Origin of the sequence: Streptomyces sp. NPDC048291 (genome assembly GCF_043201715.1) — a bacterium.
Lineage (GTDB): Bacteria > Actinomycetota > Actinomycetes > Streptomycetales > Streptomycetaceae > Streptomyces.
Genome location: NZ_JBICZC010000012.1, coordinates 301,942 through 315,210 on the forward strand (window position 1 = coordinate 301,942; position 13,269 = coordinate 315,210).

Consider the following 13,269-nt stretch of genomic DNA (forward strand, 5'->3'; position numbering starts at 1 on the left):
CCCGTGGCCCTCCTCGACTCCGCCCCGCTCGACGTCCTCGACGCCTACCGGACCTGCGAGTTCGCCACCCTGGGCCGGGACGGCACCCCGCTCGCCTGGCCGACTGCCGTGCGCCGCCGCCCGGACGGGACGCTGCTGCTCAGCACCTCCCTGGCGTTCGCGCAGAAGGCGCTGAACATCCGCCGGGACGGCCGCGTCGCCCTGCTCTTCTCCGACCCCACCGGCAGCGGCCTGGCGAAGCCGCCGCAGATCTTCGTCGGCGGCCACGCCGACTGCCCCGACGAGATCAGGACCGGGCCGGAGGGCGCCGAGGACTACTGGCGGATGCTGTTCGCACGGCAGCCGCACAGCAGGTCGTACGTCTCCGCGCCGATGCGGCTGGTGATGGACTGGTACTACCTGCGCCTGCTGATCACCGTCACGCCCCAACAGGTCGTCGTACGCTCACCGTTGCCGTCGTCCGGCGCGCCCGAGGCCCCGGCAGGCGAACCGGCCGGGGAACCGGTCGGCGCCGCGCAGCTCGCCCGGTTCCCGACCGCGGTGCTCGCCGCACGCGACGCCTCCGGCGCGCCGGTACTGGCCCGCACCCGGCCGGTGCCCACGGGCGAGCGTTTCGCCGTGGACGTACCGGCCGACTGCCCGGCCGCCCCCGGCCCCGCCGCCCTGCTGGTGCACCGGCACGACGAGCGCCTCAACCACATGCACAACGCGCTCGTGCGCGGCGAACTGCGGGCGGACGGCACCGGCTGGGAGCTGGTCCCGAGCAAGGTCGTGGAGCCGATGGGCTCCGGCCGGGTGAGCGACGCGGTGAGCGTGCTGCGCAGCACGAGGCGGGCCACCGACCGCTATCTGAGCCGGCGCGGCCTGCCCCGGCCGCAGGTGCGGTGGGCGGAGTTCAGGGCGCTGGCACAGGACGCGCGGCGCAGCTGACGTCGGTTGCCGGCAGCCGCCCGCCGGCGAGATAGGCGTTGACCGCCGCGTCGGCGCAGGCGCTGCCGTAGACCCCGAACACCGCGTGCTGGTCCGCACCGCGCAGCGTCACCAGGCGGGAGCTGGGCCAGTCGCGGTGCACCGCCCGGGCGCCCGCGTAGACGGTGCGCGGGTCCCCGGTCGCGTTGACGAGGAGGGCCGGCAGGTCGTCCCTGATCCTGGTCGGACGCTCGCGCGGCGGGTCCCAGAAGGCGCACGGCCCGATGTTGTTGGTCACGGGACCGAACAACGGGTCCTGCGCGCGGGCCCGTCGGACGTCCCGCCAGTACGTCTCCGGGTCGCGGGGCGCGGCGACGTCCCCGCAGAGGATCGCCATCTGCACACTGCCGTACCCCGATTCGGAACCGGTCAGCATGAAGCCGAGCGCGTCGGCCAGCCACGGACTCGGGTCGACCGCCTTGCCGCCGGCCGCGTCCCGCAGGTCGCGGACGGCCGCCGCGAGGTCGCCGTAGGCCGCGTCGTCGTCCTGCGAGAGGCCGCTGAAGACGACCATCGGCGCGACGCCGTCGTCCACCCGGTAGCCGCCCACCCGCAGCGGCGCGCGCCCGGCGGCGGCCTGGATCCGGTCCACGACGGCCAGTACCGCGTCCCGGCCGCGCCCCAGGCCGTACGTCGTGTCGCGGGCGGCGGCCCAGGCGGCCCAGTCCCGCAGCGCGTGCCGGTTGGCGGACTCCGAACCGCGCAGCAGGCGGGGGCCGTAGCGGTCGGGATCGGCCACCCCGTCCAGCACGACCCGGTCCGTGCGGTCCGGGAACATGGTGGCGTACACCTCGCCCAGGTACGTGCCGTACGAGTAGCCGAGGTAGGAGATCCGCCGCTCACCGAGCGCCGCGCGGATCACGTCCATGTCCCGCGCGGTGTTCCGGGTGGTGGCGTACGGCAGGACGTCGCCCTCGTACTTCCGGCAGTCCCGGGCGAGTTCCCCGGCGAAGGCGGTGGAGCGGTCGAAGCCCGCCCGGTCGTGCCCCGGGCCGCGGATCGCCGACCCCGTGGGCCAGTGGCAGTCCATGGCCGTGCTGCGGCCGACGAAGCGGGGGTCCACGCCGACCACGTCGAACCGCTTGCCGGTGTCCTGCATCGCCGCCCGTACCCACGGCGGGTCACCGATCGTCTGCCCGCCCGGGCCACCGCTGTTGAGCAGCAGCGCGCCGACGCGGTGCGCGGTGTCGGTGGCCCTGATCCGGGAGACGGCGACCGTGATCGTCCGGCCGTCCGGGTCGGCGTAGTCCAACGGCACGGTGACCTCGGCGCATCGGGCGCCCGCCTTCTCCAGGTCCTTGCCGGTGTCGTCGTCGGGGCCGAGCACGCAGCTCCTCCAGGTGAGGTGCTGGTGGTGGTAGCGGGCCAACGGGTCCGCGGCGGCGGTGGTGGCGGCCGGTGCGGTGCCGAGGGTGAGAGCGCTCGCCAGGGCCAGGGCGGCGGTCGCCGCGAAGCCGGTCATGCGGAGGTCCTTTCGCTGTCGCAGAGGGACGTGTCGACGAGGTGCTGGAAGTCCAGTTCGGCCCGGAGGCTGTCCGGGACCTGGTTCAGGGCGACGGCCACGCTGCGACCGCCGGGGCCGACGGCGATCAGCGCACGGTGTCCGCCGGGCACTGTCCCGGCGTGTCCCCACCACACCCCGCCGCACGGCAGCGGCGACGAGATCAGCCCCAGGCCGTACCGGGCGCCGGGCCACAGCCGGTCCGGATCGGCGGCCACCGTCCGCTGCATCTCGGCGAGTTGCGCCGCCGACAGCAGCCGTCCGCCGAGCAGCGCGGTGGCGAACCGGGTGAGATCGCCCTGCGTGGAGACGAGGGCCCCGCCGACCCCGCCGAGGGACATGTTCCAGTCGGTGCCGTCGACGCGCCGTCCGTCACCGGAGGTGAAGTAGCTGTGGGAGTGCGGCCCTTGGATACGGGTCGCGTCCCCCGGCCAGTAGGTGTCGCGCAACCCGAGGGGCCGGATCACCCGGCTGCCGATCTCCTCCTCGGGGCTGTGCCCGGTGACCTTCCGCACGATCTGGCCCAGGACCAGGTAGTTGGTGGTGGCGTAGTGCCAGGACTGCTGCGGGCGGGGGAGTTCGAGGGCCCGCGCGATCAACTCGCCCGTGTCGAAGTGGCGGTACCGCAGCCGCTCGGGGTGCGCCCACTCCGGTGCGTCGAGGTAGTCGGGCAACCCGCTGGTGTGGCGCAGGAGTTGCCGTACGGTGATGCGCTGGCCGTCGTAGCCGTGGGCGTCGATCAGGCCCGGCAGGTAGCGGTCGACGGTGGCGTCGAGCGAGAGCCGGTGCTCGGCGGCGAGTTGCAGGACGACCGTCGCGGTGAACGTCTTGGTGACGCTGCCGACGCGCAGCCGGTCGGTGGTGTTCATCGGCCGGCCGGTGTGCAGGTCGGCGGTACCGGCGCTCTCGCTCCAGCGCCCGCACGGGCCGTCGGCGAGGACCGAGGCCCCCGCCAGGTGGTCGTCGGCGGTCAGCAGGGTCAGCGCGCGTCGGACGCCGTCCGGCGGACCGCACCGCTCGGCAGGCCCGGAAGGCGACGAGCGTGCGAGGGCCGCCGGTGCGGAGACCAGCACGAGCGCCGCCACCGATAACGCCAGGGTGGACTTCAGGGAGAACGTTGCCATGCGTCATCACGCTAGGCACGGCCGGTCCCGCGATCACTCCAGCCTGCTGCCGCATTCGGTGGGGTGGCAGCCCCCGCCCGGAACCTCGGGCGAACCCCCGGTTGGCTACGCCGACCGGCACTGGGCGAGGCGCTTCGCCAGGAACCGGCGCTCCGCCGCGTTCTCCGCCAACTCAAGCGCCTGCGCGTACGATTCGGCCGCCTCCCGGGTACGCCCCATGCGGCGCAGCAGGTCGGCGCGGGTCGCGGGCAGCAGGTGGTAGCCGGTCAGGTCGTCCTCCGCCGCCAGCTCCGCCACCAGGGCGAGCCCCGCCTCCCCGCCCTCGGCCATGCCCACGGCGACCGCGCGGTTCAGCCGGACCACGGGCGAGGGCACGTACCGCTGGAGTTCGCCGTAGAGGCCGGCGATGTCGGCCCAGTCGGTGTCGGCGGCGGTCGGCGCGGTGGTGTGGCAGGCGGCGATGGCGGCCTGGATCTGGTACGGGCCGGGGCGGCCCCGGCGCAGCGCGCCGTCCAGGAGCGCGGTGCCCTCGTCGATCTCGGCGCGGTCCCAGGCCGTGCGGTCCTGGTCCTCCAGGGTGACCAGGTCACCGGCCGCGTCCACCCGGGTGTCCCGGCGGGCGTCGTGCAGCAGCACCAGCGCGAGCAGCCCGGCGACCTCCGGTTCGTCCGGCATCAGCCGGGCCAGCAGCCGGGCCAGCCGGATCGCCTCGGCGCACAGGCCGGTCCGCATCAGGTCGGCGCCGGCGGTGGCCGCGTACCCCTCGTTGAACAGCAGGTACACCACACCGAGCACACCTGTCGTGCGCTCCGGCAGCAGGTGCGCGGGCGGCACCCGGTACGGGATGCCGGCGTTGCGGATCTTCCGCTTGGCCCGCACCAGCCGCTGCGCCATCGTCGCCTCGGGGACGAGGAAGGCGCGCGCGATCTCGGGCGTGGTCAGCCCGGCGAGGGTGCGCAGCGTCAGCGCGACCCGGGCCTCGATCGGCAGCGCCGGATGGCAGCAGGTGAACAGCAGCCGCAGCCGGTCGTCCGCCACCCCGCCGCCGTCACCTCCGCCGAACGGGTCGCAGAGGTCGTATGGATCGTATGGATCGAGCGGGTCGTACGGTTCCCCGTCCCGTGCCAGCACCGCCGCCTCCCGCAGCTTCCTGGCCCCCACCGCCTCCCTGCGCAGCACGTCCAGGGCGCGGTTGCGGGCGGTCGTGGTCAGCCAGGCGCCGGGGCGGCCCGGCACTCCGTCGCGCCGCCACCGTTCCAGCGCCTGGGCGAAGGCGTCCTGCGCGCACTCCTCGGCGAGGTCCCAGTCGCCGGTCACCCGGATCAAAGTGGCGACGACCTGGGCCCACTCCTCGCGGAAGGCGGCGGCGACGGCCGCCCCGACCTCGTCCGTGCTGCTCACTCCCAGACCGGCCGTACCTCTACCGAGCCGCCGGCGAGCGCCGCGGGGTGCCGGGAGGCCAGCGCGATCGCCTCGTCGAGGTCGGCGACCTCGATGACGTCGAAGCCCGCGATGTACTCCTTGGTCTCGGCGAACGGCCCGTCGCTGAGCAGGACTTCGTCGCCCTGGACCCGTACGGTGGTCGCGTCGGCCCCGGGCCGCAGCCGGGCACCGCCCCGCACGACGTCACGGCCGCGCACCTCCTGGATGTACGAGGTGAACCGCGGGTCCTCGGCGATCTCGGCCGGGCTCAGCTCCTCGCCGCCGGCGGGGGTGCAGATGAACAGGACGTACTTCACGACCGCTCCCCCTCCAGAGGCACCGAGACGTGTTCGTGCGCGATCAGCCAGCTGAAACCGGTGTCCCGGTAGCCCGTGGTCACCCGCACCACCCGGTCCAGGGGCTCCCCGGTCACCCGGGTGCCGCGGATCCGGACCAGGGCATGGCTGAAGGTGCTGCCCTCCCCGGGACGCACACGGAGTTCGAGCACCTCGCGGTGGACGGGCCCGGTCAGCGTCGCGAACCACGCCTCGGCCGCCTTGCGCAGCGCGCCGATCCCCGACCGCACCTCTGCACCGGTCAGCCCGAAGGCCTCCACGTCGGGCGCGTAGCAGGCCGTCAGCCGGTCGACGTCCCGGTCGCGGGCGGCCCCGGTCAGTTCGGCGTCGAGACGGCGGACGGCCGTCTCCGCGTCCTCCGTCAGCCCCTCGTCCCAGAACGGGCGCACCTCCATGGCCCCGATGGTGGCGACGGGATGCGCGGCGGCGATCCGCACGGCCGCCTCCAGGCTGTCGCAGTCGACGACATCGAACCCGGCCACGTACTCCTTCGTCTCCGCGAACGGCCCGTCGGTCCGCAGCACCTCGCCGTCCCGCACCCGCACGGTGACCGCCCGGTCCGGCAGCTGCAGCCGGTGGCCGTACAACCGGTCGCCGCGGCGGACGCCGTGCTCCTCCACCCAGGGTTCGACCGGCGCCATCCCGGACGCGTCAGCGGTGTCGTCGCCGCAGACCAGCAGCATGTACTTCATGGTTCCTCCCGGTCCTAAAGAACTTCCTGCACCCCACCGACGAACGGCACCCCGCGCGATCGACACCCCGGCACACCGAGTTTCCCGCGACCCCGTTCACCAGCCCATGCCGTGCCCCCGGCCCAGGACGCCGTGCGGGTCGTGGCGGCCCTTTGCCTCGGCCAGGTCGCTCCACCGGCTGCCGTAGTGCTCCCGCCAGTCGCCGGGGGACATCGGCAGCGCGTTGGCCGGATAGGCGACCGCGCCCTTGGCCCGCGCGTTCTCGTACGCCGTGCGGTTGGCGGCCACCATCGGGTCGGCCGCGCCCGGGGCCGCCGTGCGCAGCAGGGCGAGGAGATGGACGACCTCACCGGGCGGGCGGCGGAACAGCGGGGCCCGCAGGGCGCGGGTGAGCAGGGGGTAGAGCAGGACCAGGCCGTTCTCGCGCAGGTCGCGGAAGGCAGGGTCGGCGAGGACGTCGGTCACGACGGACGCGGCGGTGTCCTCGGGGAGCAGCAGGTTCAGCCAGGGGTGCGGGTGGAACCACTCGCCGGTCGCGCGCAGCGCCTCCTCGTCGGTGGCGACCCGGTTCGCGAACTCGGCGTATCCGAGGTCCTCGGTCTCGGACGTGACGAAGGAGAGGCCGCCGAGGAGGGTCCGGTCGTCGGGCGGGGCCGCTCCTTCGTGGCCGGCCACCGCCTCCACCATGTACGTCCAGTCGCCGGAGGCGCCCTCGGCGGGGCGGGCCTGGCCTTCGAGGTAGGCGAAGCGCCGGTCCGTGGCCAGCAGGCGCTGGTCGGCCAGGTAGGCGTCGAGGCCGGGGTAGTGCAGGCAGTAGCGGCGGACCAGGGCGGGCGCCGGCACCAGGCGCAGGGTGGCCCGGACGACGACGGCCACCTGACCCAGGCCGGCCAGGACCGCGTGGAAGAGGGCGTCGTGGCGGTCAGGCGAGCAGACCAGGTGCTCGCCGGCGCCGGTCACCACCTCCAGCTCCAGCACCGAGTCCGAGACCAGGCCGTGCCGGTGACTCGCGCCGCCCAGCCCGCCCACGCTCAGCACCCCGCCGACCCCGGCCCCGAGGTAGTCGGTGAGGACGGGCGGCGCGAGCCCGTACGGCAGGGTCGCCGCGAGCACGTCCCGCCACAGCGCACCCGCCTGCACCTCCACCCGGTCCCCGGTCACCGGCCCGACCGCGCTCAGCTCAGCCAGGTCGAGGACGATCCCGCCGCGCGCCTGCCCCTGGCCGTACAGGGAATGACCGCCGGCCCGCGCCGCCACCGGGATCCCGCGCGGCCCGGCATACGCCAGCGCGTCCCGGACCCCGGCCGCCGACCGGGGCCGCAGCACACCCAGCGGTGGTGCGCACACCAGGTGGCCGAAGTCCGCCGCGGCCTCCCGCAGGATCTCCGGGCGGGTGTCCAGCAGTTCCACGAATCGTTCGGAGACACGGTCCGACGACGTCACGCGGCACGCTCCAGGGAGGGATCGGTCGACACGGGCGCACCCATCTTCGCGCCGCGGGCCCGGCGCACGGTCCCCGTTTCCCGTTCCGACCCCTGAACGGGGCCGCGCGGCGCAGGACGGCGGGCGAAACGCCGCACGGGTCCTTCCCGGGAGCCACCGAAGCGGCGAATATGCCGCACCATGGACATTCTGCTCGTCGCGAGCGCGTTCAACAGCCTGTCCCAGCGGGTCTACGCCGAACTGTCCGACCTCGGCCACCGGGTGGACGTCGTCCTCGCCGGCCAGGGCCCCGACGCCGTCCGCCGTGCCGTACGGGAACGGCACCCGGAGCTGGTCGTCGCGCCGATGCTGAAGACGGCGCTCCCGGAGGACGTCTGGCAGCGGCACACCTGCCTGATCGTCCATCCGGGACCGCTCGGCGACCGGGGCCCCGCCTCCCTCGACTGGGCCGTCGCCGGACAGGCGGCCGAGTGGGGGGTGACCGTGCTCCAGGCCGAGGCAGCGATGGACGCGGGCGCGGTCTGGGCGAGCGAGACCTTCCCGGTGGCGCCGGTCGGCAAGAGCGACCTCTACCGCAACGAGGCCGCCGACGCCGCCCTCACCGCCGTCCACCAGGCCGTACGCCGGTACGCGGACGGCTCGTACAAGCCCCGGCCGCAGAGCGATCCCGCGATCCGCGGCCGGGTCGTCTGGCGGGACGTCTTCCGGCAGGAGCGGCGGCGGATCGACTGGGCGGCCGACGACACCGTCACGGTGCTGCGCAAGCTGCGCGGGGCCGACTCGCAGCCGGGGGTGCTGGACGAACTCCTCGGCCGTGAGCTGTTCCTGCACGGCGGCCACCCCGAGGACCGGCTGCGCGGAGAGCCGGGCGAGCTGCTGGCCACCCGGGCCGGCGCGGTCTGCCGGGCCACCCGCGACGGCGCCGTCTGGATCCCCGAGCTGCGCCCCCGCAGGAACTCCGGCGACCCGTCCCCCTTCCGCCGCCCCGCCACCGACGTCCTCGACGCCCCGCACCTCCCCGAGCACCCCGCCCCGCTCGAACTGCCCGCGGACCGCCGCACCTGGACCGACATCCGCTACCGGCAGCACGGCGACGTCGGCGTCGTCGCCTTCTCCTTCCCCGGCGGCGCGATGGGCACCGACCACTGCCGGCGCCTGCTCGCCGCCTACCGGTTCGCCCTCACCCGGCCCACCCGGGTCCTGGTGCTCGGCGGCCGGCGCGACTTCTTCTCCAACGGCATCCACCTCAACGTCATCGAGGCCGCCCCGGACCCCGCCGAGGAGTCCCGGGCCAACCTCGACGCCATGGACGACCTGGTCGAGGCCGTGCTGCGGACCACCGACCGGCTCGTCGTGGCCGCGCTCGGCGGCAACGCGGCGGCCGGCGGGGCCATGCTCGCCCTCGCCGCCGACGAGGTCTGGTGCAGGGCCGGCGCCGTCCTCAACCCGCACTACCGGCTCATGGGCCTGTACGGCTCCGAGTTCTGGACGTACTCGCTGCCCCGCCGGGTCGGCGCGGACACCGCCGGGCGGCTGACGGAGGAGGCCCGGCCGGTGAGCGCCGCGACCGCCGCCCGGACCGGGCTCGTCGACCGGCTGCTGCCGGTCCCCGCGCAGGGGTTCACCGCCGAGGTCGAGCGACTGGCGGCGGAGCTCGCGACCGCCCCGGATCTCGACCGCCGGGTCGCAGCCAAGGCCGCGGCGCGCCGGGCCGACGAGGAGGAACGGCCGCTCGCCGCGTACCGGAGGGACGAACTCGCCCGGATGCACGCCGTGTTCTTCGACCCGGGGGCCGCCTACCACTCGCTGCGCTCCGACTTCGTCCGCAAGGTCCCGGGCGGTGCCCGGTGACCCGGCTGCTGGTGGCGGGCGTCGGCAACATCTTCCTCGGCGACGACGCCTTCGGCCCCGAGGTGGTCCGCGCCCTGGCAGAGCACCCGCTGCCGCCCGGGGCGCAGGTCCGGGACTACGGCATCCGGGGCATGGACCTCGCCTACACCCTGCTCGACGGCTGGGCGGTGGTCGTCCTCGTGGACGCGGCCGTCCGCGGCGAACGCCCCGGCACCCTGTCCCTCGTCGAGCCCGAACTCCCCGACGGCCGCCCCGCGGCCCCGCCCGAGGCACACGGCATGGACCCGGCGAAGGTGCTCGCCCTGGCCGCCCACCTCGGGGAGGAGGCCCTGCCCCGCGTCCTCGTGCTCGCCTGCGAGCCCGGGGAGCTGCCGCGCGGCGACGAGGACATCGCTCCCGGGCTGAGCGCACCCGTCCGCGACGCGGTCGGCCGGGCCGTCGCCGCCCTGCACGCCCTGGTCCCGGCGCTGCTCGCGGATCCCCTGGTCACGCCCGCGTTGGACCGCCCGGAGGAATCCGCGGCCCCCGCCGCGGCCGGTCGCCCGCCGACAGCCGCCACCGGCGCGGAGGATCGCTGAGCGGACCCGGTGGAGCCGGCTGCGGAACCGCCCCGTCAGGGGCGCGGCGCCGCATCCGGCATGCGGCTCCGCCGCGACGGGGGTCCCTCCCGGGGTTCGAGCGAAGCCGGGAACCCGGGGGAGCGACCGGCCCCCACCGGCCCGCGGCAGACGAACGGCACGACCAGTCAGGCGCTCGGCGGACGAGGACGCGGACCCACCCGCTCCGCAGGTCCCTACCGAGCCCAGCGAACGAGGAGCGGAGCTTTCATGTGTCAGTCGGAGGAGGTCACCCGGGCCGTCCTGGCCAGGAACGACGGCCTGGCCGCAAGGCTGCGCGGCGACCTGGCCGCGCGCGGCGTCGGCGTGGTGAACCTGCTCTCCAGCCCCGGCAGCGGCAAGACCGAACTGCTCGGCCGGGTGCTGGCCCGGGCGGGGGAGCGGGGCGTCCCCGTCGCCGCGTTCACCGCCGACCTCGCCACCGAGAACGACGCCAAACGCCTGGCCCGTTCCGGAGCGCCGGTGAAGCAGCTGCTCACCGACGGGCTGTGCCACCTGGAGGCCCGGCAGGTCCGCGGCCACCTGGAGGGCTGGCTGCCGCCGGACACCGCGCTGCTGTTCGTGGAGAACGTCGGCAACCTGGTCTGCCCGGCCTCCTACGACCTCGGCGAGCATCTGCGGATCGTGCTGATGGCGGTCACCGAGGGCGAGGACAAGCCCGCCAAGTACCCCACCGCCTTCGGCTCCGCGCACCTGGTCGTGCTCACCAAGACCGACCTCGCCGGACCGGCCGGCTTCGACGAGACCGCCTTCGCCGAGCACGTGCGCAGGGTCAACCCCGGGGTGGAGATCGTGCGCTCCTGCGCCCGCACCGGCGAGGGCGTCGACACCGTCCTCGACCGGGTGCTCGCCGTACGGGACGGCGCCCCGACGCACCAGCCGCCGCTCGCCCCGCACCCGCACGGCCACGTCCACGCCCCGACCGCCTCGTGACGGCGCCCACCACGACGACGGCCGTCCGCCGGCGCGTCACGGTGCGCGGGACCGTACAGGGCGTGGGCTTCCGCCCCTACGTCCACCGGCTTGCCGCCGACCTGGCGCTCACCGGGTTCGTCGGCAACACGCAGAACGGGGTGCTCATCGAGGTCGAGGGAACGACGGCCGGCGTCGAACGGTTCTGCGCGCGGCTCGCCGCCGAGCCGCCGCCGCTGGCCACCGTGACCGCCGTGGCCGTCGAGGAGGTACCGGCCACCGGGGCGGACCCCGGCTTCACCATCCGCGCCACCGAGCAGTCCGCCCCCGGCCGCACCCTCCTCCCGCCCGACACCGCCACCTGCGCCGACTGCCTGCGCGAGCTGGCCGACCCGGCCGACCGCCGGCACCGCCACCCCTTCATCACCTGCACCCACTGCGGCCCCCGCTTCACCATCGCCACCGGCATGCCCTACGACCGCGCGGTCACCACCATGTCCGGCTTCCCCCTGTGCCCCGCCTGCACCCGGGAGTACGACGCCCCCGCCGACCGCCGCTTCCACGCCCAGCCGGTGGCCTGCCCGGAGTGCGGCCCGCGGCTGCGGCTGGTGCCCGCCGCCGGCAGCGGGGTGAGAGCCGCTCGCGACGGTGACGCCCTGTCACGGGCGCGAGAACTGCTCGCCGCCGGGCGGATCGTCGCCGTGAAGGGCATCGGCGGCTACCACCTCGCCTGCGACGCCTCCGCCGCCCGCGCCGTGGACACCCTGCGCACCCGCAAGGCGCGCGGCGACAAGCCGTTCGCGGTGATGTGCGCCGACCTCGCAGAGGCCGAGCGGATCGCCGAGGTCGGGACGGCCGAGCGGACCGCGCTCACCGGCCCCCGGCGCCCCATCGTCCTGCTCCGCCCCCGCCCCGCCGGCCGGCTCGCCCCAGGCGTCTGCCCCGGCAGCCCGCACCTCGGCGTCATGCTGCCCTACACACCCGTCCACACCCTCCTCTTCGGCCTCCCCGGCGACCCGCCCGGCCCCCGCGTCCTCGTCATGACCAGCGGCAACCGCTCGGGTGAGCCCATCGTCACGGACGACGAAGAGGCGCTGACCCGGCTCTTCGGCCTCGCCGACGCCTGGCTCGCCCACGACCGGCCCATCGCCTCGCCCTGCGACGACTCCCTGCTGCGGGTCCGCGCCGACGGCACCGAACAGGTCCTGCGCCGCTCCCGCGGCTACGCGCCGCGCCCGCTGCGCCTGCCGGTCCCGGTGCGGCCCGCGCTCGCGGTGGGCGGCGACCTCAAGAACGCGCTGTGCGTCGGCGAGGGCGACCTGGCCTGGTTCGGGCCGCACATCGGCGACATGGGCGACCTGGCCACCCTGGAGGCGGCCGTCCGGGCGGAACGGCACATGCGCCGGCTGACCGGGATCCACCCCCAGACCGTCGCCGCCGACCGCCACCCCGGCTACCACTCGTCCGCCTGGGCCCGCCGCCGCGCCACCCGGCTCGCGCTCGGCAGACCGGTGTTCGTCCAGCACCACCACGCCCATGTCGCGGCCGCCATGGCCGAGGCCGGCCTCGACGGCAGCACACCCGTCATCGGCGTCGCCTTCGACGGCACCGGCTACGGCGACGACGGCACCGTCTGGGGCGGCGAGGTGCTCCTCGCCGACTACACCGGCTTCCGGCGCCTCGCCCACCTCGCCCCGGCACCGCTGCCCGGCGGGGACGCGGGCGTCGCCAACCCGTGCCGCACGGCAGTGGCCCGGCTCTGGGCGGCGGGCCTGCCCCGGGACGCCGACCTGCCCAGCGTCGCCGCCTGCTCCCGCGAGGAACTGCGCCTGCTGGAACGGCAGCTGCCGAGCCAGGTCGGCTGCGTCGCCACCTCCAGCATGGGGCGCCTCTTCGACGCCGTCTCCTCCCTCGCGGGCGTGTGCCACCGCGCCGGGTACGAGGCCCAGGCCGCCCTGGAGCTGGAGGCCCAGGCCTGCGCGGCCTGGGGCGCGGAGACGGCCGCGTACCCCTTCGGCGACCGCTTCGACCCGGCCCCCACGCTGCGCGCGGTCATCGCCGACCTGCGGCGCGGCACCCCGGCGCCGGTGATCGCGGCCCGCTTCCACCGCGGGGTCGCCCGGGCCGTCCTCGACCTGTGCGGCGGAGCGCGCCGGGCCACCGGAGCGACCACCGTCGCCCTCACCGGAGGCGTGTTCGCGAATGCGCTCCTCGAGGACGCGACCACGGACCTGCTGCGCGGCGCCGGATTCACGGTCCTGCGGCACGGCGAAGTCCCGCCGAACGACGGCGGACTGGCCCTCGGGCAACTGGTGGTCGCCGCCCACGGCCCACGACCCGACGACGACCGACGCAAGGCAGTCAGCGACGAGACGGAGTGAC

At 75.5% G+C, this 13,269-nt stretch carries 11 protein-coding genes; 5 read left to right on the plus strand and 6 right to left on the minus strand.

Annotated elements, in window-relative coordinates:
- Window positions 1-3 precede the first annotated feature (3 nt).
- The gene (locus ACGF5O_RS31965; protein WP_393813363.1) at window positions 4-930 is read left to right on the plus strand and encodes a pyridoxamine 5'-phosphate oxidase family protein; all 927 of its coding nucleotides are present in this window, start codon (window positions 4-6) and stop codon (window positions 928-930) included.
- Here ACGF5O_RS31965 and ACGF5O_RS31970 read toward each other — a convergent pair.
- The 6 genes from ACGF5O_RS31970 to ACGF5O_RS31995 all read right to left on the minus strand — a co-directional run bounded on the left by ACGF5O_RS31970 (window position 896) and on the right by ACGF5O_RS31995 (window position 7,507).
- A complete protein-coding gene (locus tag ACGF5O_RS31970; protein ID WP_393813364.1) occupies window positions 896-2,431 on the minus strand; it encodes an alpha/beta hydrolase in 1,536 nt (511 codons plus the stop codon). The two genes, ACGF5O_RS31965 and ACGF5O_RS31970, sit on opposite strands and share 35 nt — an antisense overlap.
- Window positions 2,428-3,594, minus strand: coding sequence for a serine hydrolase domain-containing protein (locus tag ACGF5O_RS31975; RefSeq protein ID WP_393813365.1), 1,167 nt, complete (start codon window positions 3,592-3,594; stop codon window positions 2,428-2,430). Before ACGF5O_RS31975 ends, ACGF5O_RS31970 begins: the two co-directional genes overlap by 4 nt.
- 105 nt (window positions 3,595-3,699) lie before the next feature.
- Window positions 3,700-4,995 carry an RNA polymerase sigma factor gene (locus ACGF5O_RS31980; RefSeq protein WP_393813366.1) on the minus strand — a complete coding sequence of 432 codons (1,296 nt, stop codon included), beginning with the start codon at window positions 4,993-4,995 and terminating at the stop codon, window positions 3,700-3,702.
- Window positions 4,992-5,333 (minus strand): YciI family protein, encoded by a 342-nt coding sequence (locus ACGF5O_RS31985; protein WP_393813367.1) that lies wholly within the window; start codon window positions 5,331-5,333, stop codon window positions 4,992-4,994. Before ACGF5O_RS31985 ends, ACGF5O_RS31980 begins: the two co-directional genes overlap by 4 nt.
- Window positions 5,330-6,064: a nuclear transport factor 2 family protein gene (locus ACGF5O_RS31990; protein WP_393813368.1), complete on the minus strand. Its 735-nt coding sequence runs from the start codon at window positions 6,062-6,064 to the stop codon at window positions 5,330-5,332. The genes ACGF5O_RS31985 and ACGF5O_RS31990 overlap by 4 nt, the downstream gene beginning before the upstream one ends.
- 96 nt (window positions 6,065-6,160) lie before the next feature.
- The gene (locus ACGF5O_RS31995) at window positions 6,161-7,507 is read right to left on the minus strand and encodes an FAD-binding protein (RefSeq protein ID WP_393813369.1); all 1,347 of its coding nucleotides are present in this window, start codon (window positions 7,505-7,507) and stop codon (window positions 6,161-6,163) included.
- A 180-nt stretch (window positions 7,508-7,687) separates the two neighbouring features.
- Between ACGF5O_RS31995 and ACGF5O_RS32000 the strand changes: the two genes are divergently transcribed.
- The 4 genes from ACGF5O_RS32000 to hypF all read left to right on the plus strand — a co-directional run bounded on the left by ACGF5O_RS32000 (window position 7,688) and on the right by hypF (window position 13,268).
- Window positions 7,688-9,358 carry a hydrogenase maturation protein gene (locus tag ACGF5O_RS32000; protein ID WP_393813370.1) on the plus strand — a complete coding sequence of 557 codons (1,671 nt, stop codon included), beginning with the start codon at window positions 7,688-7,690 and terminating at the stop codon, window positions 9,356-9,358.
- Window positions 9,355-9,936, plus strand: a complete 582-nt coding sequence (locus ACGF5O_RS32005) for a hydrogenase maturation protease (protein WP_393813371.1) — start codon at window positions 9,355-9,357, stop codon at window positions 9,934-9,936. The genes ACGF5O_RS32000 and ACGF5O_RS32005 overlap by 4 nt, the downstream gene beginning before the upstream one ends.
- A 249-nt stretch (window positions 9,937-10,185) precedes the next feature.
- On the plus strand, window positions 10,186-10,908 hold the full coding sequence (hypB, locus tag ACGF5O_RS32010; protein ID WP_393813372.1) for a hydrogenase nickel incorporation protein HypB: 723 nt from the start codon (window positions 10,186-10,188) through the stop codon (window positions 10,906-10,908).
- Complete coding sequence (hypF, locus tag ACGF5O_RS32015; protein WP_393813373.1) at window positions 10,905-13,268, plus strand: carbamoyltransferase HypF; 2,364 nt, start codon at window positions 10,905-10,907, stop codon at window positions 13,266-13,268. Before hypB ends, hypF begins: the two co-directional genes overlap by 4 nt.
- The last annotated feature ends 1 nt before the right edge of the window (window position 13,269 follow it).